This is a genomic window from Candidatus Nitrosotenuis aquarius (genome assembly GCF_002787055.1).
Lineage (GTDB): Archaea > Thermoproteota > Nitrososphaeria > Nitrososphaerales > Nitrosopumilaceae > Nitrosotenuis > Nitrosotenuis aquarius.
This window is the reverse complement of record NZ_CP024808.1, coordinates 834,479-860,311: the sequence shown is the minus strand read 5'-3', so window position 1 is coordinate 860,311 and position 25,833 is coordinate 834,479. Positions and strand designations below refer to the sequence as shown.

General features: G+C 42.9%; 29 protein-coding genes and 1 tRNA gene. 14 read left to right on the top strand and 16 right to left on the bottom strand.

What is annotated here, in order from left to right:
• Positions 1-62: 62 nt before the first annotated feature.
• Both NAQ_RS05150 and NAQ_RS05145 read right to left on the bottom strand, forming a co-directional pair.
• Positions 63-168 (bottom strand) — tRNA-Gln (locus tag NAQ_RS05150).
• A 37-nt stretch (positions 169-205) separates the two neighbouring features.
• Positions 206-523: a hypothetical protein gene (locus tag NAQ_RS05145; RefSeq protein ID WP_100182541.1), complete on the bottom strand. Its 318-nt coding sequence runs from the start codon at positions 521-523 to the stop codon at positions 206-208.
• Between the two features lie 30 nt (positions 524-553).
• On the opposite strand from NAQ_RS05145, the gene NAQ_RS05140 reads away from it, so the two are divergent.
• From NAQ_RS05140 to NAQ_RS05130, 3 genes are all read left to right on the top strand, one after another.
• Positions 554-1,261, top strand: coding sequence for a YkgJ family cysteine cluster protein (locus NAQ_RS05140; RefSeq protein WP_245871770.1), 708 nt, complete (start codon positions 554-556; stop codon positions 1,259-1,261).
• A gap of 78 nt (positions 1,262-1,339) precedes the next feature.
• The gene (locus NAQ_RS05135) at positions 1,340-2,602 is read left to right on the top strand and encodes a cation:proton antiporter (RefSeq protein ID WP_245871548.1); all 1,263 of its coding nucleotides are present in this window, start codon (positions 1,340-1,342) and stop codon (positions 2,600-2,602) included.
• A gap of 70 nt (positions 2,603-2,672) precedes the next feature.
• Positions 2,673-3,836 (top strand): cation:proton antiporter, encoded by a 1,164-nt coding sequence (locus tag NAQ_RS05130; RefSeq protein WP_100182540.1) that lies wholly within the window; start codon positions 2,673-2,675, stop codon positions 3,834-3,836.
• Positions 3,837-3,868: 32 nt separating this feature from the next.
• Here NAQ_RS05130 and NAQ_RS05125 read toward each other — a convergent pair whose 3' ends face one another.
• Positions 3,869-4,723, bottom strand: coding sequence for a transcription initiation factor IIB (locus NAQ_RS05125; RefSeq protein WP_420887501.1), 855 nt, complete (start codon positions 4,721-4,723; stop codon positions 3,869-3,871).
• A 53-nt stretch (positions 4,724-4,776) separates the two neighbouring features.
• A complete protein-coding gene (locus NAQ_RS05120; RefSeq protein WP_100182538.1) occupies positions 4,777-5,166 on the bottom strand; it encodes a hypothetical protein in 390 nt (129 codons plus the stop codon).
• 614 nt (positions 5,167-5,780) lie between these two features.
• Here NAQ_RS05120 and NAQ_RS05115 point away from each other — a divergent pair.
• Positions 5,781-6,083, top strand: a complete 303-nt coding sequence (locus NAQ_RS05115; protein ID WP_100182537.1) for a GIY-YIG nuclease family protein — start codon at positions 5,781-5,783, stop codon at positions 6,081-6,083.
• A gap of 65 nt (positions 6,084-6,148) precedes the next feature.
• Here NAQ_RS05115 and NAQ_RS05110 read toward each other — a convergent pair whose 3' ends face one another.
• From NAQ_RS05110 to alaS, 3 genes are all read right to left on the bottom strand, one after another.
• Complete coding sequence (locus tag NAQ_RS05110; RefSeq protein WP_100182536.1) at positions 6,149-7,159, bottom strand: NAD(P)/FAD-dependent oxidoreductase; 1,011 nt, start codon at positions 7,157-7,159, stop codon at positions 6,149-6,151.
• A gap of 198 nt (positions 7,160-7,357) precedes the next feature.
• Positions 7,358-10,204 carry a leucine--tRNA ligase gene (gene leuS / locus NAQ_RS05105; RefSeq protein WP_100182535.1) on the bottom strand — a complete coding sequence of 949 codons (2,847 nt, stop codon included), beginning with the start codon at positions 10,202-10,204 and terminating at the stop codon, positions 7,358-7,360.
• Positions 10,201-12,909, bottom strand: coding sequence for an alanine--tRNA ligase (gene alaS / locus NAQ_RS05100; protein ID WP_100182534.1), 2,709 nt, complete (start codon positions 12,907-12,909; stop codon positions 10,201-10,203). Before alaS ends, leuS begins: the two co-directional genes overlap by 4 nt.
• Positions 12,910-13,044: 135 nt before the next feature.
• Here alaS and NAQ_RS05095 point away from each other — a divergent pair, with 135 nt between their 5' ends.
• The 4 genes from NAQ_RS05095 to NAQ_RS05080 all read left to right on the top strand — a co-directional run bounded on the left by NAQ_RS05095 (position 13,045) and on the right by NAQ_RS05080 (position 15,203).
• Entirely contained in the window at positions 13,045-13,512 is a 468-nt protein-coding gene (locus NAQ_RS05095) for a hypothetical protein (protein ID WP_100182533.1), read from the top strand.
• A gap of 149 nt (positions 13,513-13,661) precedes the next feature.
• Positions 13,662-14,174: a hypothetical protein gene (locus NAQ_RS05090; RefSeq protein WP_100182532.1), complete on the top strand. Its 513-nt coding sequence runs from the start codon at positions 13,662-13,664 to the stop codon at positions 14,172-14,174.
• A 39-nt stretch (positions 14,175-14,213) separates the two neighbouring features.
• Positions 14,214-14,519 carry a 50S ribosomal protein P1 gene (gene rpl12p, locus NAQ_RS05085; protein ID WP_100182531.1) on the top strand — a complete coding sequence of 102 codons (306 nt, stop codon included), beginning with the start codon at positions 14,214-14,216 and terminating at the stop codon, positions 14,517-14,519.
• A gap of 54 nt (positions 14,520-14,573) precedes the next feature.
• Complete coding sequence (locus tag NAQ_RS05080) at positions 14,574-15,203, top strand: trimeric intracellular cation channel family protein (protein WP_256387168.1); 630 nt, start codon at positions 14,574-14,576, stop codon at positions 15,201-15,203.
• Between the two features lie 2 nt (positions 15,204-15,205).
• Here NAQ_RS05080 and NAQ_RS05075 read toward each other — a convergent pair whose 3' ends face one another.
• Together NAQ_RS05075 and NAQ_RS05070 are read right to left on the bottom strand one after the other, a co-directional pair.
• Positions 15,206-16,072: a 50S ribosomal protein L10 gene (locus NAQ_RS05075; protein WP_100182530.1), complete on the bottom strand. Its 867-nt coding sequence runs from the start codon at positions 16,070-16,072 to the stop codon at positions 15,206-15,208.
• Entirely contained in the window at positions 16,073-16,729 is a 657-nt protein-coding gene (locus tag NAQ_RS05070; RefSeq protein WP_100182529.1) for a 50S ribosomal protein L1, read from the bottom strand.
• A gap of 165 nt (positions 16,730-16,894) precedes the next feature.
• Here NAQ_RS05070 and NAQ_RS05065 point away from each other — a divergent pair, with 165 nt between their 5' ends.
• A complete protein-coding gene (locus NAQ_RS05065; RefSeq protein ID WP_100183466.1) occupies positions 16,895-17,353 on the top strand; it encodes an Lrp/AsnC family transcriptional regulator in 459 nt (152 codons plus the stop codon).
• A gap of 1 nt (position 17,354) precedes the next feature.
• Here NAQ_RS05065 and NAQ_RS05060 read toward each other — a convergent pair whose 3' ends face one another.
• From NAQ_RS05060 to NAQ_RS05050, 3 genes are read right to left on the bottom strand one after another with little or no spacing between them, the layout of a single operon-like run.
• Positions 17,355-17,837 (bottom strand): 50S ribosomal protein L11, encoded by a 483-nt coding sequence (locus tag NAQ_RS05060; RefSeq protein WP_100182528.1) that lies wholly within the window; start codon positions 17,835-17,837, stop codon positions 17,355-17,357.
• 34 nt (positions 17,838-17,871) lie between these two features.
• Positions 17,872-18,330, bottom strand: coding sequence for a transcription elongation factor Spt5 (locus NAQ_RS05055; RefSeq protein WP_100183465.1), 459 nt, complete (start codon positions 18,328-18,330; stop codon positions 17,872-17,874).
• A 6-nt stretch (positions 18,331-18,336) separates the two neighbouring features.
• Positions 18,337-18,507, bottom strand: a complete 171-nt coding sequence (locus NAQ_RS05050; protein WP_100182527.1) for a protein translocase SEC61 complex subunit gamma — start codon at positions 18,505-18,507, stop codon at positions 18,337-18,339.
• A 39-nt stretch (positions 18,508-18,546) separates the two neighbouring features.
• Here NAQ_RS05050 and NAQ_RS05045 point away from each other — a divergent pair, with 39 nt between their 5' ends.
• Complete coding sequence (locus NAQ_RS05045) at positions 18,547-19,323, top strand: D-aminoacyl-tRNA deacylase (RefSeq protein WP_100182526.1); 777 nt, start codon at positions 18,547-18,549, stop codon at positions 19,321-19,323.
• A gap of 5 nt (positions 19,324-19,328) precedes the next feature.
• Positions 19,329-19,622, top strand: coding sequence for a methylated-DNA--[protein]-cysteine S-methyltransferase (locus tag NAQ_RS05040; RefSeq protein ID WP_100183464.1), 294 nt, complete (start codon positions 19,329-19,331; stop codon positions 19,620-19,622).
• Here NAQ_RS05040 and NAQ_RS05035 read toward each other — a convergent pair.
• Both NAQ_RS05035 and NAQ_RS05030 read right to left on the bottom strand, forming a co-directional pair.
• Positions 19,612-20,073 carry a 50S ribosomal protein L19e gene (locus NAQ_RS05035; protein ID WP_100182525.1) on the bottom strand — a complete coding sequence of 154 codons (462 nt, stop codon included), beginning with the start codon at positions 20,071-20,073 and terminating at the stop codon, positions 19,612-19,614. The genes NAQ_RS05040 and NAQ_RS05035 overlap by 11 nt on opposite strands.
• The gene (locus tag NAQ_RS05030) at positions 20,057-20,464 is read right to left on the bottom strand and encodes a 50S ribosomal protein L32e (RefSeq protein WP_100182524.1); all 408 of its coding nucleotides are present in this window, start codon (positions 20,462-20,464) and stop codon (positions 20,057-20,059) included. Before NAQ_RS05030 ends, NAQ_RS05035 begins: the two co-directional genes overlap by 17 nt.
• 128 nt (positions 20,465-20,592) lie before the next feature.
• Here NAQ_RS05030 and pckA point away from each other — a divergent pair, with 128 nt between their 5' ends.
• Positions 20,593-22,191 (top strand): phosphoenolpyruvate carboxykinase (ATP), encoded by a 1,599-nt coding sequence (gene pckA, locus NAQ_RS05025; RefSeq protein ID WP_100182523.1) that lies wholly within the window; start codon positions 20,593-20,595, stop codon positions 22,189-22,191.
• A gap of 1 nt (position 22,192) precedes the next feature.
• Here pckA and NAQ_RS05020 read toward each other — a convergent pair whose 3' ends face one another.
• Positions 22,193-24,259, bottom strand: coding sequence for a S8 family serine peptidase (locus NAQ_RS05020; RefSeq protein WP_245871757.1), 2,067 nt, complete (start codon positions 24,257-24,259; stop codon positions 22,193-22,195).
• A 64-nt stretch (positions 24,260-24,323) separates the two neighbouring features.
• On the opposite strand from NAQ_RS05020, the gene NAQ_RS05015 reads away from it, so the two are divergent.
• A complete protein-coding gene (locus tag NAQ_RS05015) occupies positions 24,324-24,944 on the top strand; it encodes a superoxide dismutase (protein WP_100182522.1) in 621 nt (206 codons plus the stop codon).
• A gap of 15 nt (positions 24,945-24,959) precedes the next feature.
• On the opposite strand, the gene NAQ_RS05010 is transcribed toward NAQ_RS05015, so the two are convergent.
• Positions 24,960-25,352 (bottom strand): AraC family ligand binding domain-containing protein, encoded by a 393-nt coding sequence (locus tag NAQ_RS05010; protein ID WP_100182521.1) that lies wholly within the window; start codon positions 25,350-25,352, stop codon positions 24,960-24,962.
• A 57-nt stretch (positions 25,353-25,409) separates the two neighbouring features.
• Between NAQ_RS05010 and pfdA the strand changes: the two genes are divergently transcribed.
• The gene (gene pfdA / locus NAQ_RS05005) at positions 25,410-25,829 is read left to right on the top strand and encodes a prefoldin subunit alpha (RefSeq protein WP_100183462.1); all 420 of its coding nucleotides are present in this window, start codon (positions 25,410-25,412) and stop codon (positions 25,827-25,829) included.
• Positions 25,830-25,833: the final 4 nt, after the last annotated feature.

Sequence of the window (25,833 nt, the reverse complement as noted above, 5' to 3'; positions counted from 1 at the left end):
ATTTGATTTTATTTCTAATCGGCTTTTTGACACCATTGCTGGGATTTTTTGTAGTAGAAAAGTAGCCCGAGGCAGATTCGAACTGCCGTCTCGGCGTATCCTCTCTAATGATCCAGAGCGCCGAATCCCTAACCTGAAGAATTCATTTGGCCGCTAGACTATCGGGCTACTGAAAAAACTCCCAAGCATTAGCAATATAACATTTCTACTTGACTCGGACTTCTTTGATTGCAGTTGCATAGTCGCATTCTGCTTTGAGTCTCATGTATGGGATTAGCCTATAGTGAATGGAATACAGATCGTTTTCCTTGAATAAAATATTTTTTTGAATCAGTGAGACTAGGCCCCTTGATGATACCGCAAGCGGCAGGTTGTGTTGTTTGCAGACAATGTCTCGCCTTTTTTGGTATTGCTGTAAAGTAAATGAGACATCGTTTAGCTCCAGTATAATGGGCCAGACAATTTCCTTCCAGACGAATCTTCTGTTCTGCGTTCCGGATGCGTACTTGCCTTTGTCACTCAAATATTAATAATCTAAATAATTTAGTTATAACTGCATTTGTCCTCTCACATTTCTGAATCACTTGAATTACTAAAGAAAAACTGGGACGTTGATCCAATACTAGAAGACTTCATGCTTGGAAAAAGAACAGATGTGACAGACCATGCAATCAAGGTAAAGCAAGTAATATTTCACATTCCATATCTGACAGGTGAAAAAAAATACATTTTATGGAAATGCTACTGGCCTGACTGCCACAATTGTTGCGAGCGACAGGGCAGACTGCCTCTGACATCAGATGATCTAATCACAATAGGAAAAGGTTTGAAATATCAGAAAATATCCGACTTCGTCAAAAATGAAACAATAATTGCTACGTGGATGGAAGCAGGCCCGTCAGGAAACGGAGTCCTGATGACATCAATTAATCTCAAAAGAAAAGCAGACGAAACCGAAGCGGACGACGGCACCCACATCAAGTGTCGATTCCTAAATGAGGCGGGTGCGTGCTCTATGCACCCGAATCGCCCCGGAGTGTGCTATTTGTATCCGTTCTCTACCTGGCTTGAGAACGAAAACGGAAAGGCGCGGGTGCACTCGACATACCAATTTACGGGCGACTGCCCTGGATTTTACCTAGCCGATTCACTGGAACCAATGAAAGAAGTGCTAACGGACTATTCCAAATCCATATACGAATACAACATGCAGTACACTAGGACCACACGAGAAGGATACAGCCAGGCAAGCTTTGTCTGACGCGGAAATTTTTTTCACCTCATTTTCAAAATTTCATCTAGTCTGATCATTTAATTATGATGAAGCCTAGATAATTTTGTGGAGTTAGAGTTTGCACAGCAGTTTGTGCGCCCTATTCTAGACAAAATTTCCTCAACGCCGTCCTCATCTGAGCTCATCATTCAGGACTTTGCGGTAATCATGATCGTTGCATCAATTATGGCGCTCATATCGTACAAGCTCAAGCAGCCGATGATAATGGCATTCATTATAGCTGGAATGATTATAGGCCCAAACACACCTCCATTTAGCCTGATTACACATGTGGAAATACTGCATGTCTTTGCGGAAATTGGAATCATACTACTATTGTTTGTGATTGGGATGGAGTTTCCAATTGAAAAGCTCAAAAATGTTGGTAAAAAAGCAACCTTCATAGCAGTTGCCGAGGCGTCTGGTACCTTCATGGCAGGATTTGCTGTAACTCAAGCGATGGGCTTTACATTCTTTGATAGCTTGTTTGTATCTTTGGCAATCTCTGTTACAAGCACTGTGATCATCATGAAGGTACTAGAAGAGCTTGGCATGATAAAAGACGAGGCCACCTATCTTATTGTCGGCATTGCTGTAATTGAGGATATAATCATAATTTCGTTGCTTGCGGTGCTCCAATCTGTTGCATCTACTGGGGATCTGACCATAAATGAAGTTGGAATGTCAATAATACTTGTAATTGCGTTTATCGTTGGGGTAATTGTGCTTGGCTCCAAGATCGTACCAAGATGCGTTGATCTTGTGGGTAAGACAAACCATAGCGAGCTATTAATCATTGCTGTCTTGGGCGTTGCATTTGGTCTTTCCTTTATTGCATTCAAGCTGGACATTTCGGTTGCTACCGGGGCGTTCTTTGCAGGAGTTCTGGTAGCAGAATCAAAAATGAGAATTGCCACAAAAATAATCGCAACTCCCATTCGTGACATGTTTGGCGCATTGTTCTTTATCTCGGTTGGCGCACTAATGGACATCAAGCAGCTTCCACTATTCATCATACCGGCGGTGATTCTGATTATCGTGTCGTTTTCCGCCAAGTTCATCACAGTGTGGGCAGCGTCGCGAGCTCAAAGGCTTGGCAAGACAACGTCACTCAAGACAGGAATTGGCCTGTCCTCATCTGGGGGTGAGCTCGCACTAGTTGCAGCCAAAGGAGGTGCAGACGTTGGTGCTACCAGCTCGTTTGTCTTGCCGATGGTTGGCGCAATGACCATAATCAGCACATTCATCTCGCCATACCTGATAAAATACGGCTGGAAGCTCGCAAGTCGACTAGAATCAAAAGGGACAGGCTCATCAGACACTAAATAAAATCTCACGCATTGCAAAGTAATTTTGACTATATCCTAGAATAATCTATAAGAAAAAACCAATTCAGAACTTGGCTGCGGGAATAGAATTAATCGGAGATCTGGGATACCTGTTACTGTTTTCAGCAGCAATTGGAATTATTGCATATGTTCTAAAACAACCCCTAGTTTTGGGATTTTTGGTAGCCGGCATTTTGATTGGTCCGTTCGGTCCATTTAGTCTGATCAAGGACACCACAATGCTGACTAATTTCTCAGAGATTGCAATTGTGTTGTTACTGTTTGGGGTGGGCCTTGCATTTCCAATAACTCAGCTTAGAAACATTGGCAAGATTGGAGCAGTAATTGCCATAATAGAGGTACTTGCGATGCTTGGAATCGGGTTTGCAGTCGGTTGGGCGTTCGGCTGGTCTACCATGGACTCGATGTTCTTGGCAGCTGCACTGTCGATTAGCTCAACTGCAATCATAGTGAAAGTTCTGGAGGAAATGGATGTAATTGAAGAACCGTCATCCATGCTGATAATTGGAGTATTGGTAATAGAGGACATTATTGCGGCCGTATTAATTTCCACACTACACTCTTCAGTTTTGTCGGGAGCATTTAGCTTTGATCAAATGATCTGGGAGGTTGCAAAAATCAGCATGTTCATTGGCGGAACAGTAGCACTTGGGTGCCTTGGGATGCCAAAGGTCTTCTCACTATTATCAAATATTCCTAGATACGAAATTACAATTCTTGTGGCGCTAGGCCTTGCATTTGGTTTGTCGTTTTTATCACACGAGCTTGGCTTTTCTGCAGTAACGGGTGCATTCTTGGCGGGTGTGATCCTTGCAGGTTCTAGATTCTCTGAAGACATCATTAATCTGATTACGCCGATTCGCGAAGTATTCATTGCAATATTTTTTGTCACAATTGGCGCCCTAATGGATATCAATATTATCGCGGAATACTGGCTTCCAATCATAATTATCACGCTAGTTACCATTGTGGGCAAGACTGCATCTGTGTATTTGGGTGTGCGACTGTTCCAGCTTGGACCAAACAATGCCATGGGAATAGGCTTGTCTATGGCACAGCTGGGCGAGTTTTCATTCATTGTATTGATGGTGGGCCAAGACTTGGGCGCTACAAGCTCGTTCCTCTTCCCGATTGTAGGCATGGTTGTAGTATTGACTACGATATTTGCACCGTTCCTGATAAAGAAAGGAACCAAGATGATGGTTGCGTATTAAAAATCAGCTAGTTCTGTCCATTTAGGACATTACTACAAATGCAGTGATTTTCTCATGTCTTTGTACCTGTTTCGTATGGTGACCTCAGTCACGCCTGCGGCCAGTGCAATGTCTTTTTGTGAAACATCAAAGTCATGTTTTACGCATGAAATGTAAAGTGCAGATGCGGCCATTCCCATCGGGTCTTTTCCTGCGGTGAGTCTTTGATCATTTGCGTTTTTTAGAATCTCAAGAGCATGGCGTTTTACTTTTTCACTTGCACCAATTTTGTTTGCTATTTTTGATAAACAAGTAACTGAGCTCATGACTGGCATTTTGAGCTCTAGTTCATTTACGAGCATGCGGTAATTTTTTGTCAGATCTTTTCTTTTGATATTAATTGCTTTAGAGACGTCGTCTAAGGTTCGCGGCATTTCCACATCCCTACATGCGGCATAAACCGAGGCCGCAAGAACTCCCTCTATTGATCTTCCGCGAACTAGGCTTTTTAGCAAGGCTTTTCTGTACAGATAAGCTGCCTTTTCAACTACTGCGCCAGAAAGCGTCAGCTTGTCCTTTAGCTTGTCTAGCTGAGTGAATGCATACCTTAGGTTTCTGTCGCTTTGCTCACTCATTTGGCTACGACTATCCCACGTGCGAAGTCGCCTCATTTCGTGTTTTGCATGAGCTGAGAGTGGCTTACCTGTAGCATCCCTGTCCATGACTCCAATCGTTGTGGCAAGACCCATGTCATGGATTGCAAGCGAGGTTGGCATTCCAACGCGTGTCTTATCGTCACGCTCTTCTTTTGATATGTTGCGCTCAGGCCCAGTCTCTTGGATCTGCTCTTCTATTACCAGTCCGCAATTATGACAAAATCGCTCGCCTGTGACGCCATCAGTTATCATCATTCCCTTGCACCGTCTGCAGGTTTTCTCTGAGCTGAACGTATGAGTTACCATCAAAAATCAAGTACGTGGATGTTGTCCCTAGAATCCAAATGCATTTCCTTTAGCGTCTGCGTGGCTTTGGAATTGCATTCGTGCGGAACTGCAATGTAGAATGGTAATCTTGCTTTCTCCGAGTTGCCAGAGCGCATCAACTTTTTGGAAAAGTCATCAAATTGCTCTTTTGTCCTTGGCTCTTCAAGCTCCGTGCACATTTTTGCCTCACCTATGTAGCCTAGATGCTTTGCACGGTCAAATGCTATGACATCTGGTGCGTGCCTGCTGATGACAAATGGTTTTTGATAACCGTCATAATTTGCATACTGGATTTCAAGGCCGAGCGAGGAAAAATGATCAATTAAACTTTTGATCAGGGTTTTGTGGTCTTGTCGCCCTTTTGTCAACGCACTGCACCGATAGCGTCACTATTAACCCTTGGTAATGAGCAAGCAAATTACCACGGTTATTATGCCAATGATACCATTACAACACCATGACACACGATAAGAGATTCTGTTTAGATTGTGGAAGATTGACTGTGATATTCGGACCAGACAACAAGTCTTATTGCAAAAACTGCCTGCCGATGCACCAAAAACCGAAATTTCAGAGAAAAAGATTCTAAGCTGAAAAAAGAAAACAGACCTCTGTTAGGTCACTTTGATTTTTTCTTGCCCTTGGATTTGGATGCTTTTTTAGCTTTTGCTGCCATACATGTTACGCTGTTTTTGTGTTATTAAGCATGCTTATTTTGCAAATTTTGGAATAATTTTGCGAATTTTCAGATTGTGACCTATCAATTGTGATCTATTTGTCCCTTATATCGTAGTGATGACATAATCTAGTGTGATAAAAAATCTATTCTCAAAACCAAAACAACAGAAACTATCCACGACATATGCAGAATCAGACGGGGAAAAATGATCTACACCTGCAAATATTGTAATTTCCGTTGGACAGGTACAATGGACAAGTTCTCCAAAGTAATGGAGCATGAGAAAACTCATTCTAAAAGATAATGGAAATACTAGACGAAAAAGTCCACATCTGGATAGACAGCGCAAGGTTCGTACAATCAAAGCCCGGGATCTATGTTCTATATGACAAAAAGCTTGATGCCATATACGTTGGAGAGTCCAATAGTCTGCAGAGCCAATTTGCAAAATACCTGGATGGTAATTTTGAGGGAGAGCCGTGCAAGCAAAAAACATATGCATACCAGAGAATGTTTACCCCTAATCCGACAGAAAAGAAAAAAATGATTCTGGACGCATTTCAGGAAAAATACGGAAGACTGCCGGATTGCAATGCTGGAAATTGAATAGATCGGCGCAATATTAAATCTGGTTTTAAAATAATTTCAAATCTAAATAAATCCAAAAATTACTAGGCTTTAGCTACTTTCATCAAGTCGCGCATGTGAATTTCCATCCCAAAGCGCTGCTCGTTTTTCTTCATGTAACGGAATATGGAAATAAGATCCGCAATGCTACGAATGGCTGAGAACTTGCCGTGCATTTTGGCCCGGACAAAATTGAGGACCTTGCCATAAATTGCAAAATATTCCAAGACCTCTTCTCTGTATTTTGGCAAATTGTTGATGTTTCTCACAAAGATATCTGCGCAAATCATGCTTGGTATGATTCCCTCTCCAAGCAACGGATAGACAGTACCGATTGACTCGCCAACGCCTACTACCTTTCCGTGGTAGAACGGCTCGCACATGTTTGGCGTAGCAAGTCTGATTGGACGGCCAACCGTCTTTGTTATCTTGCCGCCGTATTTTTTGAAAAACTTGTCAGTTTCCTCTACGTGGTTTTTCTTGTAGTCGCCGGCACCAATGTGTGCCATATTGTCATTTAATGGGAAATACCAGAAATATCCGGTCATTTTTGCAAATGGCTTTACAAAAAAGTCATCGATTGGAACTTTATCGTCATACTGGATCTTGTACTGGTATGTCGGCAGGAAAAAGTCTTTTTCAATTTTTGGCAAATAGCTGCGATAAAATCCCGTGCAATCCACAATCATGTCGTATTCTTTTTCCAAGTCTGCAAGTTTTGGAGAAACACCATAGTGAATTTTTACGCCTTCAGACATTTTTTTGATAAGGCCAATTTTGTCAAAAGTGACTAGGCCCTTTAGCTTGATATCAAATCGCTCATTATTGTTCATATCAATGTGCATGTCTTTTCCATGGTGTATGATGAAATCATCAAAGTTGATTCCAGATTTAGCGCACAACTCCCGCATTTCGTTTGCAGATGTGCCCCATGCACAGATGGAATCGTGGTTTTCTTCTGTCATGCGCTCATAGCCTACTACCTCGTGGTCTTTTTTGAGCCTGGATACTAGATATCCGCCTGCGACTCCAATCCCCACTACAGCTATTTTCATCAAGTTGAAATTTTCCTTGGTCTAATAAATAGAATGTGAGGTATTTTGGTGTGATTGGCAGCAGTGGTCGGCGTTATTGTACAATAACCAGCATGTTTTATTTTGCAGACCGTATTACACAATGAAGTCACATCTTACAAAAAATGCAAAATGCCCAAAAAACCGTAAAATTTACGCACAAAAGTTTACGGTAGTTGCCTATTCTATGTATAGTGCAGGCTTGAACGGCCGTGCCATCCTTGCCTTGTTCTTTGGATCATATTTTGCAGTATCCGATTCTGCAAAGACCTGCATGTCGACTCCAAATTCCTTTTTGACCAGCCCTGATAATTCTGAAGACAAGACTGCAGTTTCGTTGATTGGTTTTAACTCTGCTCTGATCTTTCTCATTTCCTCAGGCTCTGCTAGAATGGAATTGACTGATTTTTTGACAAAATCTGGGTCTTTTTTGATGTTCTCGGTTTCTGGATTTGCAATGAGGTCTTTTATGATTGCGCCAATGTTTGTCTGGCCGACAACCACGCTTGCTGCGATTTTTCCAAACGCCTTGACCTTCCAGGGGTCTGCAGTGTACAGGACGATTTTTTGTGGAGTGATCTTTGTCACCTTGAGGACATTTTTGATGTCTTCTATTGTGGATTGCAACAATTCCTCTGATTGCACTGATGAGGAATCTGTAGAGTTGTTTGGTGCAGGCCAATCTGATCTAGATACTAGGCCAGAATTGCCCAGTCGCTCCCACATTTCTTCTGTCAGATGTGGTGCAAACGGAGACAGCATTGCGACCCGAACAGCTAATATCTTGTGCAATATTCCGGAAACATCAGTCCTTCCTTTAGCTTCTGCTCTTTTGAGATACCACTGCAAGTCAGATTCAAACGAAAACAAAATGTGATGCAGGGCCTCTCGTAATCTCATTTTTTCCACTGCGCCAGTTGTCTGCGTGATTAGGTGGTCAAGTCTTCCAAGAATCCAACTGTCTTCTGATTGCAGTTTTGCAGGCATGCCTGGCTTGTGCCTGGCACAGTCTTCGTAGATTGCCTCTAGCTTGCCCTTGATTGTATTTACAGATTCCAGATTGAAATCCGCATCCTGGAGCAGCTCGGCAGATATGATTATTGCCAGTCGAATCGGGTCTGCACCATAATCTTGAATTGCTTTTCTTAGCGGGATGATGTTTCCCATTGACTTGGACATTTTTTTACCATCCATCAGTACAGAGCCGTTTACCACGATCTGTTTTGGCCAGAGTGCTTCTGGAAATATTGCGACATGATTTAGAACAAAAAATGTCAGATGATTTGGAACTAGGTCGCGCCCGGAATGTCTTGCATCCACTGGATAAAAATATGCAAAGTCTGCCCGTATCTTTTGCAAAATGTTTTCCTGCACGCCACATTTTGCAGCTGTCTGTTTTGCATCACCATTTCCATAAAACACAAACTCGAAAAATTCATCAGAAAGCGAGTCTGCCTTTAGTTCTCCAGAATTGACGTATTTTGCCAAAATATAGTACGCCATGTAGATTACGGAATCCGACAAGCTTTCAACAATCCAATTTTGGTCCCACGGCAGATTGGTTCCTAGGCCATGCTGTCTTGCACACGCCCTTTGTCGCAGCCAGCCGACAACATAATTGAATTCCGTTCTGATTTCATTTGGCAGAATGCTCATTTTCTCAAAGCACTGGTTTGTCTTGTCCTTCCAAGTCTGGTCAAGATAATTGAGAAACCACTGGTTGTTCAATAGTTTTACAACACATTCTGCCCCACACCTGCATCTGACGGGTCCGTTGTTTAGCTCTAGCAAAATATCGGAATTTTTTGATTCTGCAAGCCAGGCCTTTATCGTCTCTTTAGCTTCTGAGACCTTGAGTCCTGCAAACTTGCCCGTGTTCTCGCGCAGTACTCCAGAGTAAAATTCCTTGGAATAGACCTCGTTTGTAGCCTCATCCAGCTTGGGGTCGTCCTGGTTTGTGATGCCCATTTTCTCGACAATTTCTTTAGCAGGAATCTCACCAAATCCCTCTGTCTTGATGATTGGAATTGGCTGTATTGTAATACTGGAATTCTGTTTTTGATAGTCAACTAGTGCCTGATAGTCAAATGGAGCATGGGCAGGCACTGACATTACTATGCCGGTTCCTGTCTGTGATTCAACAAAGCTTGCAGGAAACATTGGAATCTTTTTGTCCAGTATTGAAACGGTTTTTCCTACCAGATCAGAGCCGGAAACTTCGGAAATCGCTGTAATGGATTTGTTCAAAAATTCCAGCTTGTATGCGCATTCTGGGCTGACAATCCAGGTTTCGCTGTCTACTTTGATTTTTTTGTATTTTATGTTTGGGTTTATCCAAAGGTTTGTCACGCCGAAGATTGTCTCCGGGCGTAGTGTGGCAGTTGGAATTATTACATCATCTAGGTGAAATTTTACCAAAATGTATTCGGTAAAGTCCGGCTCTACATCGCCCAGCGTGTCGTGCTGTGATACTGGGTTTTGGTCCTTGGGACACCAGCCAACAGGATGTGACCCCTGCACTACAAAATTAAGCGACTTTAGTTTTCTAAACTGCCACTCGATGAACTTTTTGTACACTGGATCTATTGTGGTAAATTCACGCCGCCAGTCTATAGAATAACCCATCTCTATCATCCCCTGCTTGATTTCCTCGTGGAAATAATCTGCAATCTTTACTGGCTCGACAAATTCCTTGATGGTCTCTGGCGGAACATGGTACAGTTTTTCAAAATTCTCGATTAGTTCCTTGTCGCCTTCTTGGACCCGCTTTGCCATGCCTAGTATGGGCGTGCCGGTATAGTGGAATCCCATCGGAAACAAAGTGTTGTAGCCCTTCATGCGCAAAAATCGTGCGTGGACATCTGCCAAAGTGTACGTTCTGCCGTGGCCTATGTGTTGAGGGGAGTTGGGATACGGATATGCAACTGTGATGAATTTTTTTGGTCTCGAGTCTGGTTCTATTTCAAATTCTTTTTCTTGTGCCCACTTGGCGCGCCATTTTGTCTCAATGTCATTCCAGGGAATCATGCGTTCACTGTCTTTTTGATTAAAAATTCTGCGTGGTCCAATGCGTCATTTAGCTTTGATGTGTCTTTTCCGCCGCCCTGGCCAAATCTTGCATCACCTCCGCCAGAGCCGCCAAGCTTGGACGAGATCTCTTTGACTAGATCTCCTGCCTTGAAGCTTGCCTTTTCTCCGGCAAACACGATTATTCTAATTCCAGATCCTTTCACAATCAATGCACAATAAATCAGAGTTGGGTCTGCCTTGATTGCCTCATCGCCTACTGCAATGTGGAATTCATCATCCAGTTCTTCTTCTATTATATTATAGAATTTTACAGGACCAAAAACTTTGGCTGACTCTATTGCCTCTTTTGCGGATGTTGTGCTTGTTCGCTTGATTAGCTGCTTTAGCTTTTTCTTGGCGGCTTCCGAGTCAGTCATTGCATGCTCAAACGACTTTAGCAATTTTTCTCTGTTTGTTCCAAGTGATTTTATTATGTTCATTACATCGCCTTCCTGCTTTTGCACAAAGTCAATTGCAGCTTGGCCTGACACAAACTCCATTCGAATCACTCCATCCTGAATTCTCTCTGTCTTTGTGATTTTGATTAATCCAAGATCGCCTGTTCTTTTGACATGTGTTCCACCGCAAGCCTCAACATCAAAGTCTTCTATCTTGACGATTCGAACTGCCTTGACAGGCACAACTCCCCCCTGGTATATCCTAAATCCGAATGTCTGTTCTGCCTGGCCGCGCTCGTATTCCTGTATTGTAACTGGAAGGTTTTTCTGAATTATCATGTTTGCATAGTTTTCAATTTTTTTGACCTCATCGTCTGACAAACTGGAATGATGTGTCACGTCCAGTCTTCCATAGTCTTTTTCTTTGTATGCAGAATGCTGCCAGACCCAAGAACCCAAGACATTTCTTGCAGACGAGTTTACCACGTGGGTGCTGGTGTGGTGTTTTGTTATGTTTGTGCGCCTTGCAACATCAATCTCACAATGTATAGTATCGCCTTCCTTTGGCGCAGTCCCCTTGATCTCATGTAACACAACATTGCCGTGCTTTGTTACATCTACAACGTCTTGGCCGTTGATCTTTCCATGGTCTGGTTCCTGTCCTCCACCCCTTGCATAAAATGACGTCTTGTCTAGGATGACAAATTTTCCCTTGATTACCTTGAGTACCTTGGCGTCAAATTTTGGCGGATCGTCTTTGTAAAATAACAGATCAGTGTCTGCAATTCCAGCTAGGTCAAATTCCTCTGTAGCTTTTTTCTTCTCAGACTGGTGCAGATCAGACAGTTTACTGTAAAAGCTGTCAGGAATTTCTGATATCACGTCATATTCTTTGAGATAGTCCGGTGTTACTCCGTCTGATTCGTATAGGCGGATCATGTCGTCTACGTTTAGTGTTTTTTTCTGAGCCTTGAGGTTTTGCGCAATTTTTTCCATTCTGGATTTTGACTCGTGGTATCTGCCGACTTCTATGTTGATGATGGTCTTGACTTCGGCTCGGTATTGTTCCAGTTCTGGATATGTATGCTTGAGATAGTCAATGTGGGCATCAATCAGCTCGTCCAGATCCAATTTTAGTCCTAGTCTGTCTATTGTAGCCATTATTCTTCGCAGGATGATTCTGAGATTGTATCCGCCACCTACATTGCTTGGCAATGCGCCGTCCGATATTGCAAAGATCAGTGTTCGCAGATGGTCTGCAATCATGTATAGGCCTTCAAGTGGTGTAATCATCTTGGATAGGTGATTCTCTGACAAATTGGATGCCTTGATTGCGGCCTTTCTTACTTGGGATAAATCTGGGAATTTCTCCAGATTTCTTGCAATTTCAGTAAAGTATTTTGTCAGGATTTGCGAGTCAGTATCGATTCCTATTTTTTGGAATAGTTTTTGCGTGATTGGGCCAAAACAGCAGTCATAGGCAGTCGGCGTTCCCATTGTAATCCACGCGAATCTTTCCAGGCCTGCACCCATGTCTATGATTTTCTGGTCTAGTGTTGTGTGGTTTCCAAGCTCTCCCTGAAATTCAGTAAAGACTGCGTTTCCAAGCTCTAATCCTCTGACATAATATTCCAGTGAAGAGCCAAACGAGCCACCGCCGGCCCAGACATCTTCTACAAACGTGATCTCGTTTTTGTTTATTCCAAATGATTCAGTCAGTAACCTAAAGTCAAGATCAACACACTCGTCCTTCCAGTAGCCCTTGTTGTTTGGGATGCTGTGCTGGCCAATCATGCAAAAGCTGGAAAAGTGCCTACCGGTTACTCCAACATTTTCTATATCCTTGAAGCGAAGGCATGTCTGCGGAACAACTAGGGGGTTTGCAGGAAATTCGAACACGACCTTGGAGCCCATGACTCTTTGAAAATCAACAATGGATGCTATAGTAAAATACAGGTCGTCTCGCCATCGACACACAACAGGATAGCGGCTAATTGAAGTGTGGCCATTTTTGACAAAAAATGATTCTACCTGCTTCCAGGCTTCGGTATAGTCAAATCGTTTTGATGTCGGCGGATTGCCAATGAACGAATAAGTGTCATCAGAGTGATCAGGGCAAGCGTGTCTGGCAGAATCCAAAGTCCAAAAAAATCTCTTGCAAACACTGCATGATTTTCTTGCAAAGCCCTGCTCTTGGAACAATCTGATTTTGTAATACCGCTCCGGCTCTGCCGAAAACTTGGCAAGAATCTCATCCTTGTTCATTCTGAAGAAAACTCTGGCTGACTAATATTAAGAATTACCGTTTAGAGTTTGATCAAATTGGCATCTAAAAAAAACTAACCAAAAACCTCTATTAGAAACCTTCAGCGAAGTAATCTTATTGGAAATAAACGAATCGTGGATAACTGTGTTGCATTTAGTTCGTTTTTAGTAGCCATAGCAACAGTCGCACTCTACAAAGCCACTAGAAATGTTGTTAAGGCAACTGAACAAGTTAGTGACGCTACAAAAGAAATGTCACGAACTATGATAAGACCGCGACCCACAACAATTCATCATAGTAAGATAGGTGAAGATGATGAGCATCATCACTATCAGTTTATAATAAAAAATTTTGGGATCGGTGATGCATTAAATGTAAAAATCGAAGTGTTAGATAAAAATGGCTCAGCCCATCAGACTCCAATTCCAAGACTAAAGAAGGAACAAGGAATGGCATTCAAAGCAACAAACATACAAAAAAGTAAAGATCCAGTAACGATGAAAATCAGTTATCAAGACATAATGGGCTTTGAATATTTTGAAACTATTGAATATAATATTGCAAATGATGTATTTTTTCCTCAAGAGTTAACGTTTGATTAAACTTCTAAAACTTGGCACAAAAAATTAGGGTTCACTAATCACTCAAATCTCCGAAAATTAACACGAAGGATTTCAGAAGCCCAACCTCCAAGTAATTAACAGAACTCCGTTTAGGATCAATTAAATACGCAAGTTTTACAATTTGATCAATGTTCGGCCGAAAACCAAAACAGCTCCAAGAAGGCAGCTATGTCTTTGCGACAAAGCCAGACGGTCAATACACCAATGTGATCGTCGGCGCAGTAACTGGAATCGACGGAGACAAAATCGGCGTTAGCGGCCTAATCATAAACATGGCAGGCCTCAAAAATAAAGTCTCACAGGGAAAGGCAGGGCCAAGATCCGAAGAAATTCTCAAAAACCCAACACCGGAAAGCTGCATTCTCGGACTAGTATACAGAACCGAGCATGACACATTCAATGACACCCTCAATGTCAAGGAAAACAATGTGGTGGAAATGTCTGAAAAATCATTCTATGTTCTGGACGGCTGGATTCGCGAATCGCTGCCAGAGCTGATCAACAATGTATTATCACTACCAGAAGGAGCAGAGCGCGACCAGGCAAAGAGAATACTCAAGCAAAGAATGGATACTCTATACGACAAGAACCTAAAGCAGAATCTCTATTCTGTATGTAGAAGCCTCAAAATCCTAAACTAGACGTAGTTTTATATTATCCCCAAAAAAAGTCACGATACAATGGAATACGTTTACGCTGCATTAATTTTGCACAAACTAAAGAAGGAAATTAACGAAGCTAACGTTAGTAGTGTTATCAAAGCAGCAGGCGCAGAAGTAAGTGATGCCCAAGTAAAGGCATTGGTTTCTGCACTAGCTGATGTAAACATTGAAGAAGCAATCAAGGCAGCTCCAGTTGCCGTTGCAGCAGCTCCAGCAGCAAGTGCAGGTGGCGCAGCTCCAGCAGCTGAGGCAAAGAAAGAAGAAGCTCCAGCAGGTAAATCTGAAGAGCAAGCAATGGAAGGCCTCGCTTCACTATTCGGTTAATTCCTCAAAATTTTCATTTTTACCTTTATCTAGCACAATATACCATACGGTATAGTGGCAGACACACCGTTTCTGTTTCTGATCTATGTCTTTGATCTTTTTGGCACAATGGCCTTTGCAGTAACTGGCGCGTTCAAGGCAATCGAGCACAAGTCAGACATTGTCGGGATTTTGATTCTGTCAATAATTACGGGTGTGGCAGGCGGAACAATCCGTGATGTGATAATCGGCAGATTTCCGCCAAACTCCATAGTAGATCCACTATATGTTGGAATCAGCGTGGCCTCTGGCGTTGCTCTGTTCTTTTTGCACCCGTATCTCAAAAAGCACTGGAACCTGTTTCTGAAATTTGACGCAATTGGTCTTGGAGTATTTTCAATTACTGGAGCGACATTTGCGTACCATATTTTCGGCCTGAACTTTTTGGCAATCGCATTTGCAGGCATTCTGACAGCAGTAGGCGGTGGAATACTGCGAGATGTCTTTGTAAATGAGGTGCCGTTCATTTTTATAAAAGAACTATATGTCACCGCAAGCTTTGTCGGAGTTGTAATATTCTATGGGTTGCTTGTGGCAGAAATCCCACTATACCTGACGTCAATCATTGGAATCATAGTGACTACAATACTAAGACTGGTAGCTATGAAGTACAACTGGAATTTGCCTAGGGCGCGAGAAAAATAATTCTAAGCAGGAGTGTAGCCTTTTGCCTTTGAGGCAACAGACTGGGCTTGGGCATTTGCTTTTTGGAGGACTGCTTCTTTGATATCTTCTGTGATGTAGCCTGCCTCGATCGCAACGGATCGTGAGCCATGTGCAGCCTTTGCCAAGACTTGTTTGATGTTGTCCTTTGTGATGTATCCTGCCTCAATAGACAGTGATACTGCTTCTTGGTGTGCTTGTGCAAATAGGCCTCTGTATGATTCTAGGTCGATTATCAGTTCTTCTCGCTTGTACTGGATTCCTTCTTCTAGTGCCGCATCAAGTAGGACTCCTGCCTCTACTGACTTGATGTCTAGCTTTTGCAGTAATGTTGCAAGTTTGTCAGGAATTGGCTGACCCTTTTTGACTGGAGTAGAATCCTTTAGAATCCAAATTGTTCCCTGGTCGATTTTGGTTGGAATGCCAGCTTCCTTGAATTCAGTAAGCATTGGACCTGGAGCAATGCCTGTGTTCTTTGCTGGTACGTTGATATCTACACTTGCAATGTCCCCACCACGACCGAACATCATGATTTTGTTCTTGCCTAGTAACACATTGAGTTTGAATGGTGACATGTTTGTAAACATCAAAACACACTGACCTGTCAGGGCTTCTACCATCTTTGCAATTCCAGGAATGTTTAGCTTTTCGAGTGCCTTTTGTGCTACCTTGTCTTTGATGCTAATGATTTCGACTTGGCCTAGGAATTTTTTTCTTAGTGGCAACATTTGTGATGAGCGGACCTTTTCCATTCTGACAAGGGCAGTTACTTTGTATTTTGCTGGAAGTTCTTGCAGCTGCTGGTACATTCTTGTCTTTTTTGCAGGATAAGTTGTTCTGTTCTCGTGCATTTACTTTCTCGCCTGCTGTACTTGTTTTACTGGCTTGCCCATTGACGTCTTTACAATAATTCTTCTAATGTTCTTGTCCCCGCTTGGAAGTTTTTTCTCAATTGCGTTTAGTACTGCATGAGCGTTTGCTGCCAGGTCGCCGTCATCCATGGACTCATCTCCAATTTTGCATGACATGGACAAGGAATTTTTTACCTTTACTCGAATCGATGATCTAAATCTGTCAAGGAATGATTCTATTGGTGCATTAAATGGAACTGGGATTGGCATTTTTCCTCTTGGACCCAACAGCTGACCTAGCACCTTACCGACTGTTGTCATGAGTTGTGTGTCTGCCAAAAAGAAATCATAATTATTGATAAATTTGCGAGCCTCTCGCTTGTTTGCCGCAAGTGTGTTTAGCTCATCACCAGAAACTACTCTGTCGGCATTTGCGCTCTTTGCCTTGAGGCCCATGTCTCCTCCCGCCATAACACAAACCGTTGTTGGCTTGGAGAGTTTCTTTGGAAGCTGAATTGTCTCGTTCATGGCAAAGCCTTTCTTTACGTCAATATCCTTTAGGATGACGTACATTTCCAAGGTCTGCTTGAACTTGCGTTCTTTGTCAGTGTCCTTGGCATCCTTTATCATTTTAGCTAGCTCAGCTTCGTTGATCAACGAAAATCTTGCAAAAAGGCCTCTTTAAAATCGTTAGTGTTGGCAGGCACGGGTTTTGCAGGAAAATGTAAAATTTTCTAATTTCCACGCAGCGTATTACATTATGTGCAATTTTCCACGCCTAAACCTACGTTTATTAACATCAAACCGACTCTTTTGAAAACATTGCATAAACTAGATGATCTGGACATGAAGCTCCTATACGAGCTTACTCGCGATGGAAGCATCTCGGTTCCAAATCTGTCCAAGAAAATGGGGATAAACGCCTCTGTTCTGTATTCCAGGATAAAGCGCCTCACAAAAAAGAAACTAATCAAAAAGTTCACAATCATGGTGGATGAGTCCCAGTTGGGAATAGGCGTCAAGGCAACAATTGGCATCAACCGGGACCCAAAACTAAAGGATGCAATTCACAAGCAACTACTCCAAACCCCAGAAATAGTGTCAATATCTGAAGTAACCGGCAGATTTGACATCATGGTCTCTGTCCACGCAGAAAATCTAGAAGAGCTCCACACCATAGTAATTGAGAAAATCGGCAAAATAGAAGGAATACAGAGTACGGAAACCTTCGTGGAACTGCAAAAAACGGACAAAGAGCCGTCGTATCTAGTAGCTAAATAATTTACTTTAGTTTATCGTCGTATTTTCCTGCGTTTACATCGGCAGCAAATTCCTTGGGGTTTTTGCCTTCTATTTTGATTCCCAAAGATACGCAGGTTCCTGCAACTTCTTTTGCAACTGACTTTATCGAAGTAGCATATGATGATTCTAGTTTTGCCTTGGCAACTTTGACAATGGAATCTACCTTGATGTCGCCAACCCATGTCGCGCCGCTGGTTCCAGAGCCTTTTTGAATTCCTGCCTCCTTTAGAAGAAGTGCAGATGCCGATGGAATTCCGACAGTCACTTCCCATTTTTTGGTCTTGGTATCGACTGATACTGTGACTGGAACCTTCATTCCCTCAAAGTCTGCTGTTTTGTCGTTGATGGCCTTGATGATTTCCATGATATTGACACCTAGTGGACCCAATGCTGGACCTAATGGTGGACCTGCGGATGCGCCTCCACCTGTTACTAGTGCAGAAACTGTTTGTGTATCGGCCATATTTGTGCTCTTTTAGATGACGATTTAATCCTTCCTAAGCGGATGTAGATATTTTCAGATAGTTAGAGTCTACAGTTACCGGAAGTTGGTATGGCGCGTCAAGCAAAATGACTGTTGCTTCTTGCTTGTCATTGTCTACTCTAGTTACTGTTGCCTTCATGCCCTTGAATGGACCGCCGATGATCTCAACTACGTTATCTACTGCAATTGTAGGTGCGGTGCTCTTTGTAACGAGGTATCCTTCAATGTCTTTGAATTCCATTTCGCCACGGAGCTGTCCGCGGATGTGCCTTATTCCTTGTAAGGAGTTGAATGCCGAGTTTGCATCCTTTGCCTCAACTACGATATACCCTTTGAGATTATCCACTAGTAAAACTGAATACAGATTGATCTGGCCGTTGTTAATCTTGCTTTGGAGCAGGTTCATGACTACCTTTTCCTGACCTCCCGTGGTCCTTATTGCAAAAAGATGAGTTTTGATTTCTTGAGACAATTCCATCTATCCGAATCTGAAGACCGAAAATACAAACTGAATTATAAATCCAATCGCCCCGATACCGCCTATTCCCAAGAGAACTAGCCTTAGGTGCTGCATATAGTCCTCCTTGTCGGACTTTTTGGCAAGCTTCATGGTGTTTACCATGTTCTTTATGGTTTGATTCAGATCCATTGGTGGAGTTTAATATGGTGTCCTTATATTTTTTGGGACATGGAACTACTGGTTGCATACGAGCAAGACCCAGCAGGGCACAACATGGCAAAGTTTCTCTCAAAAAACATGACAAAAGACGGCGATGTTTTCAGGGGTAAAAATTTCGACTTGGCCATAATTTCCAGCCCTGCGATTTCTGCAGACTGGCTGGAGCAAAAACATCACTATGACGGATTTGTTTTTCTATCAAAACACGCCGCCCAGTCAGGCGAGCTTGCACTTACCTGTCACAGTACAGGAAATTTCTCGACTGCCCAGTTTGGCGGAAACGAAAGACAAGTGGCAATTCCTCATCCTCACCTGCAAAAGGCCTACATGCAAAAATTGCACCAAAACAAGAATTCTTTTTCCGACTTTCAAGTAATAATAGAGGCAACGCACCATGGACCGACCGCACTATCGAAGCCGACAATTTTCATCGAAATTGGCACAACAGAAAAGCAATGGGCAGACGAGTCCCTGTGCAATTCTGTGGCAAAGCTAGTACTAGAAACAATGTCCGAGCCAATCAAAAAATCCCCAGTTGCTATCTGCTTTGGCAGCACGCATTATCCAGAAAAATTCACAGAGGAGATGATCCACGGAGCCCATGCGTTAGGAACGGTGATGCCAAAACATGCATTGGAATTCCTAGACGACGAGCTCTTCTCACATATAATGTCGCAAAACAAGGAAGCAAAAACAGCACTCCTTGATTGGGCAGGCTTGGGTCCTCATAAACAAAAAGTACTTGACCTGCTGAGCACCACATCTCTCCAAGTGATCAGACTTTGAACAAACTGGACCAAAAAGTCTACAGGAAGCTGCTCGCAGTTCCAAAGGGCAAGGTCACGACATATGGCGAGCTGGCAAAAGCAGTAGGGCTAGAAAACGGCCAGCGAGTCATAGGGCAAATAATGAATCGCAATCCATTTCCTGTTGTAATTCCGTGTCACCGAGTTGTAAAGTCAGACGGCAAAATTGGAGGCTATTACTATGGCGAAAAAGTCAAGACAAAAATGCTGTCTCATGAAGGCATAAAAATTTCAGATGGCAAGATAAAAGATTGGGAAAAAACAGTCTTTAGGTTCTAGACTTTCTGTGCTCTTTGATTTCCTCAATTAGGCTTCGGAGGTGAGCAATGTTTCTGACTGTGTTGCCGCCTATCTTTTTGTAAATTGTCCAGAATTCCGGATTTGTGATTTCCTTTCTGTCCTTTGCTACCTTGAGTCTGTGTCGCAGTGCTCGGACCTTTACTACATAGACCTCTTTTTTGCCTACGCGAGCACCCTTGCGGCCTTTCTTAGAACCTGTCGTGGTTCCTCTCTTTTTCTTTTGGGTTCTCTTGTATTCAGCTCTTCCACGTGAAGTGCCTTTTGAAGACTTTATTGTAATTGCGCCAGATGTGATGAGGCTTCGGATGTTTTGTCTTGTGATTGCATCTGCAATGTCGTCTGATCTTTCTGGGTCAAACTTGATTCTGGATAGACCTACTCCCACGACTCGCGATACGAGTCGCTTTTTGGTTCTAAGATTTACTACCACTTGTTCTCACTCTTGCGTTGAAGATCTTGAATTTCTTTTGTGTTGCTGCTGCAACTATCTTTACTCTTTTCTTTGTCCCAACACCGTGGGCAATTCTTATCCCGTCGGTCTTTGGGTTTAGTTTTTGCAAATCATTTACGTTGTGAATCAAATTATCTGTAAATCCTGATGGATGCAGCCCTCTTGCTACTTTTGGACCGCCGTATCCTACTTTGACTAGGCCTGGCCTGCCACGAAACTTTTGCTTTCGCTGGTGGTTGTCGATTCCCTTTGGCTTTCTCCAAGACCACTTGGCTAGTCTGCGATAACGCCAGCTTTCCTGTCTGATAAAGTCTGGCCTTTTCTCGTCGACTTTTTCTCTTAATGCCAACAGATCCTTATTGATGGTCAATAGATGCACTCTTTGGATTTTTCAATAAATAGGTTGCCCTGAGATCAGCCGCAAAAAGGAAGAGATAATAATAATGCAGAGTCGGTGTGGATATTCAATGACCCCAGATTCATTGATGTGGTGAAAATATGGACTCTAAAACAACACTTACGCCCAAATTTATCGCGCAGCTAGAGGCCTTTGGAATCAAGCCATCCCAGGTGTTCAGAAACCTCACACCTGAGAAGCTGGTCGAGGCGGCAGTGCAAAGAAACGAAGGTGTAGTTACATCGACAGGCTCTCTTGCGGTAAAGACAGGCAAATACACCGGCAGATCGCCAGACGACAGATACATAGTAGACGACGATGAAACCCACGACAATGTAGACTGGGGCAAAGTAAACCACCCATTCCCAATTGACAGATTTGACAAGATTTTCGCAAAAATGAAGAAATTCGTAGAAGGCAAGGAACTATTCATCTTTGACGGATTTGTAGGGGCAGACAAGGACCACCGATTAGCCATACGAGTCATAAACGACCATGCTTGGCAAAGCCTTTTTGCAAGACAGCTGTTTGTTCGACCTTCTGCGGCAGAGCTAGACGAACACGAGCCGGACTTTACTATATTATGCATTAATGGATTTGAGGCAATTCCCGAAGTAGACGGAACTGGAACCAACGTCTTCATCCTAATTGATCTGACAAAAAAGCTAGTCCTCATTGGAGGAACAAGCTATGCAGGTGAGATGAAAAAATCCATGTTTGGAGTAATGAACTATCTCTTGCCAAAAAAGGGAGTATTCCCGATGCACTGCTCTGCTAACATTGGCAAAAACGGAGACACCGCACTCTTCTTTGGATTGTCCGGCACAGGAAAAACAACACTTTCTGCAGACAATGACCGAATGCTAATTGGAGATGATGAGCACGGTTGGTCCGACAAGGGTGTCTTTAACTTTGAGGGAGGATGCTATGCAAAATGCATCAACCTAAACCAAGAATCAGAACCGCAAATCTGGAACGCAATCAAATCAGGTGCAGTGCTAGAAAACGTAGTAATTGACAAGCAAACACTCAAGCCAAACTTTGATGATGGCTCACTGACCGAAAACACAAGGGCCGCATATCCACTGGAATACATCCCAACTGCAATCTTTCCAAGCGTTGGAGGCAACCCCAAAGTAATCATATTCCTAACAGCAGACGCACTTGGTGTTTTGCCGCCAGTGTCCAAGCTCACAAAGGAAGGCGCAATGTACCATTTCATGTCTGGCTATACTAGCAAGCTAGCAGGCACAGAACGAGGCATCAAAGAGCCCAAGGCAACCTTCTCAGAATGCTTTGGCTCGCCGTTTATGCCAAGGCCTGCATCAGTATATGCAAAGATGCTTGGCGACAAAATCAGAAATCACAATACCGTGGTGTATCTAATCAATACCGGCTGGTCCGGAGGTCCATACGGAGTGGGCAAGCGTGTCTCTATCAAGCATTCCCGCGCAATGGTAACAGCTGCACTCACAGGAGCACTAGACATTGTAAAATACAGACACGACGACTTGTTCAACTTGGATGTTCCAACCGAATGCCCAGGAGTCCCATCCGAGGTATTGGATCCAAAATCTACTTGGCAAGACCGTGATGCATATGATCTCTCAGCAAAGAAGCTAGCTCAGATGTTTGTGGACAATTTCAAGAAATTCAAGACAGTCGATCCTGCTATAGTAAACGCAGGACCAAAAGCATAATCTATTTTCTACGAATCAGCAATCCGACTAGAACTATTATAGCTCCAATTCCGCCCAGTATGATTAATGGTTGGTATGGTATGCCGATGTCAAGTGTCTGGCGATTTGCAGACTGTACAGTTATGGTGTTGTACACTGATGCTGTGCCGTTTTCTGTTTTGAGCTCAGCCTGGACCCAATATTTTCCAGGAGTGCCGACTGTGATTGACTGGTCTTTTGTGGGTGTAAGAGAAATACTATCGACTAGTCTTCCGTCGTCATTGTATAGTGAAATCTTTGCATAGGACCATTTCTCCTCAGAGTCTATTTTGAAATCAAGCATGCCATCATTTTCGAAAACCTCGATTGCACCGTCGGAGATTCTAAGCAAAATCGGGATGCGCTGTACTACCTTGTCCGATATCACAATACTTCCCTGGTATTGGCCTGTTTTTTGCTCTGTCAGCTCAGCCTTTACAAAAAGAGTAGTACCATCAATCCAATGATCAAACTTTACTGCAGAACTAGCCGGCGTGATCTCAATTTGCGGCTGGGCCCTTGTACCGTTTATCGTCTCCAGTTTGAATTGGAGTGTCTGGGATTTTGTAAATGGAGACAAGTCAAAAATGGCAAAAGAAGGACTGATTGCCAAATTAGCATCAAATGCCCGCGTAATGTTTAGTCTGCCAACTCCGCTAATCTCTTGTGGAAACAGAGTCCCAAATGTATCTGAGACAGGATCTGCAGTGCTGATTATGATTGCCTTGACCTGGCTTGGGGAAAGGCCTGGATTCTTTTCTAGCAAAATAGCAGCAGCTCCAGAAACATGAGGTGCTGCAAAGCTAGTTCCGCTGGTAAGATTGTATCTTCCTTGGATGGATGTCGTGTTTACAAAGACTCCGGGTGCCACAAGGTCAGGCTTGATGTAAAACGGTGATACGGGCCCACGGGAGCTAAAAAACGACACAAAATCTGGGTGATAGAACGTATTGATTGTTCCAGTTGTCTTGTTTTGAAGAATCGACAAAAGTGCATGCCCGTCTTCTTTTGACATTGATACTGCCGGAATTCGTGGCTTGTATTCAGGACCCTCAAGTTTGTTGTTAAGGTCTCCAAGAAAGATTCCAGGCTCGTTATTGTACACAATGATTGCTCGAGCACCAGCATTTGCGGCGTTTTTCTCCTTGACGGAAAAGTACAACAGTTCATCTTTTATGTCACTTCCTCGCTCCACTAGCAGGATCTTGTCCTTGACATCAAGTCCTGCCAAGTCAGATTCTTTGCCATATTTTCCAAAAACAATCTCGCTAGTCAATGACTCCGAGAGAGGAACGATTCCTACCATTGGCAAAACTTGGAATCGCTTTCCGTCAATGTCAAGTGTAGCAACAAGACTTGCAGTAATGTTGTTGTATGTTGCACCAACTGTGATTGCGTGAGGATCTTTTCCAGGACTTCCAATCGTTCTAAGGTCAGGGCCGCTGTTTCCAGCAGCTGCTACTACGACTATCCCTTTTTCTACTGCATCATTTATTGCATCTTCTATCTTGTCATTGGTTCTATTTACCCCAAGACTGAGATTGATAATGTCTACATCGTCCTCTATTGCTTTTTGAATTGCCTTTACTATGAGATCCGATGATACCGAGTTTCCAGTGTCAGATACGCGATAAGCCAAAATCTTTGCTTCCGGTGCAACGCCACGCATCTTGCCGTTTGCAGCAATTATTCCAGCAACCTCGGTTCCATGTCCGTTTGTGTCTTGTGCAGTGATGTCGTTTTCAATAAAATCATAGCCACCAATTATTTTGTCGCTCAAGTCTGGATGGCCAGAATCAACACCTGTATCAATTACTGCAATTTTGATGTCTTTGCCATAAAATCCCAAGTTATGTGGATATTGCACTCCAACATGTTTTGCCGATTTGTCCAAGAGAACCTCCGATACGGGATCTGTCTGGACTTTGGCAGAAAAAAGAAACACACCGATTATAACCAAAGAAAAGCAAAACATCAGCAGCCTTGTTTTTTTCATCTTGTTTTCAGATACTGCTGAATTGATGTCTGTTTTATTTTTGGTGTCGTCCAAAAATCCGCAAAAACTTACGTCCTAGGAGACAAATCATTAAATTAGAAAACGAAGCAGCGGCATTATGGGAAAATTCACACTTCCTGAAGTACCATATGCATACGACGCATTAGAGCCACATGTTGATGCAAAAACAATGGAGATTCACCACTCAAAGCATCACCAAGCATACACAAATGGCCTAAACGACAACTGGGAAAAACTTCCAGCAGACATGCAAAGCAAAGACCTACTTGATGTCTTGGCAAACATATCTGCAGTTCCAGAGGCAGTACGTGGGGCAATCAACTTCCACGGAGGCGGATACGACAATCATAGATTGTTCTGGAACAACATGAAACCAAACGGCGGAGGGGCACCAGGCGGCTCGATTGCAGACGCAATCAACAAGGCATTTGGAGACTTCAACGCATTCAAAGAACAGTTTTCCACAAAAACCACAGCAATCCAAGGAAGCGGTTGGGGCTGGCTGGTATTCAATCCAAAAACAAAGAACGTTGAGTACAAGGCAATGCCAAACCAAACAAGCCCAAGAACGGAGGGACTTGTACCGCTGCTAGGTCTTGATGTTTGGGAACACGCATACTATCTCAAATACCAAAACAAAAGAGCAGACTATGTTGGTGCTTGGTGGAACGTTGTAAACTGGGATGAAGTAGAACAGCGCTACTCTAAAGCAAAATAATCTTACTCTTCTTTTTTAATTTTCCATCCAGATGTTATTAATTTTCTTGTTGGTACCTATTGCAAATGCAATTCCTTCCCATGGTGCAGAAAACTTGTTGTAGAATCGATGCGGTACTTTGGGCGGAATGAACATCATTGTCTTTGGTGAAATTGTCCTCGTTGTTTTTCCTATTGTAACAAGACACTTTCCACTTTGTGAATACACCAAGACGTATTCATTTTCATGTATGTGTAATTGATGCAAGTGGCCTGGCTCTATTCTTGCTTCCAATCCAACAATTCTATTTCCCTTGATTTTCTCATCTAGGAGTAATTTGATTTTGAGCTGGTCTGTTGGATGTTCTTTTTTGTATGGAAAAACCCATTTTGATTTTGGCCTGGCAAACTTTCCAGATTTTTGAACCATGCTCAAACCAAATTTTTAATGAATGCATTTATTAGCCAACTGGAAGGTTTTTTGTACATGAGTGAAGAGCAAGCCCAGCAATTTCTCTATAGGATGCAAATGCTAGAATCAATAGTGACAAGCTTGGATCAAAAAGAAGGAGTAATTGTGAACTTTCTGCGAGAGGCAATGGCGTCCGTTGAGTCAATTAGGAATCTTTCTGGCGACAAGGAAGTAGAATCGCTTGTGCCTCTTGGCTTGGGTGCATATGCCAAGGCAAACATTCCGGCAAATTCCAAAGTAATTGTGGATATTGGGGCAGGAATCGCAGTAGAGCGAGACCATGCATCTGCCATGAATTATCTAGAATCCAGAATCAAAGAACTCCAAGTGGCACTCAATGAAACCTCTGCACAAAAACACCAAGCAATGATGCAGCTAGAGGGCCTAAAAGAACAGATGAACCAGCTAATGCAGGCTGAAGCTCCTAAACAATAAGTGA

Coding starts and splice junctions, on each gene's coding strand:
- leuS (WP_100182535.1), bottom strand. CDS start 10,204: ATGATTCCCTGGAATGACATTGAGACAAAATGGCGCGCCAAGTGGGCA.
- NAQ_RS05015 (WP_100182522.1), top strand. CDS start 24,324: ATGGGAAAATTCACACTTCCTGAAGTACCATATGCATACGACGCATTA.
- NAQ_RS05075 (WP_100182530.1), bottom strand. CDS start 16,072: ATGCACGAGAACAGAACAACTTATCCTGCAAAAAAGACAAGAATGTAC.
- NAQ_RS05050 (WP_100182527.1), bottom strand. CDS start 18,507: ATGGATCTGAATCAAACCATAAAGAACATGGTAAACACCATGAAGCTT.
- NAQ_RS05115 (WP_100182537.1), top strand. CDS start 5,781: ATGGAAATACTAGACGAAAAAGTCCACATCTGGATAGACAGCGCAAGG.
- NAQ_RS05125 (WP_420887501.1), bottom strand. CDS start 4,723: ATGATAACTGATGGCGTCACAGGCGAGCGATTTTGTCATAATTGCGGA.
- NAQ_RS05010 (WP_100182521.1), bottom strand. CDS start 25,352: ATGGTTCAAAAATCTGGAAAGTTTGCCAGGCCAAAATCAAAATGGGTT.
- alaS (WP_100182534.1), bottom strand. CDS start 12,909: ATGAACAAGGATGAGATTCTTGCCAAGTTTTCGGCAGAGCCGGAGCGG.
- pfdA (WP_100183462.1), top strand. CDS start 25,410: ATGAGTGAAGAGCAAGCCCAGCAATTTCTCTATAGGATGCAAATGCTA.
- NAQ_RS05045 (WP_100182526.1), top strand. CDS start 18,547: ATGGAACTACTGGTTGCATACGAGCAAGACCCAGCAGGGCACAACATG.
- NAQ_RS05090 (WP_100182532.1), top strand. CDS start 13,662: ATGTTCGGCCGAAAACCAAAACAGCTCCAAGAAGGCAGCTATGTCTTT.
- pckA (WP_100182523.1), top strand. CDS start 20,593: ATGGACTCTAAAACAACACTTACGCCCAAATTTATCGCGCAGCTAGAG.
- rpl12p (WP_100182531.1), top strand. CDS start 14,214: ATGGAATACGTTTACGCTGCATTAATTTTGCACAAACTAAAGAAGGAA.
- NAQ_RS05060 (WP_100182528.1), bottom strand. CDS start 17,837: ATGGCCGATACACAAACAGTTTCTGCACTAGTAACAGGTGGAGGCGCA.
- NAQ_RS05110 (WP_100182536.1), bottom strand. CDS start 7,159: ATGAAAATAGCTGTAGTGGGGATTGGAGTCGCAGGCGGATATCTAGTA.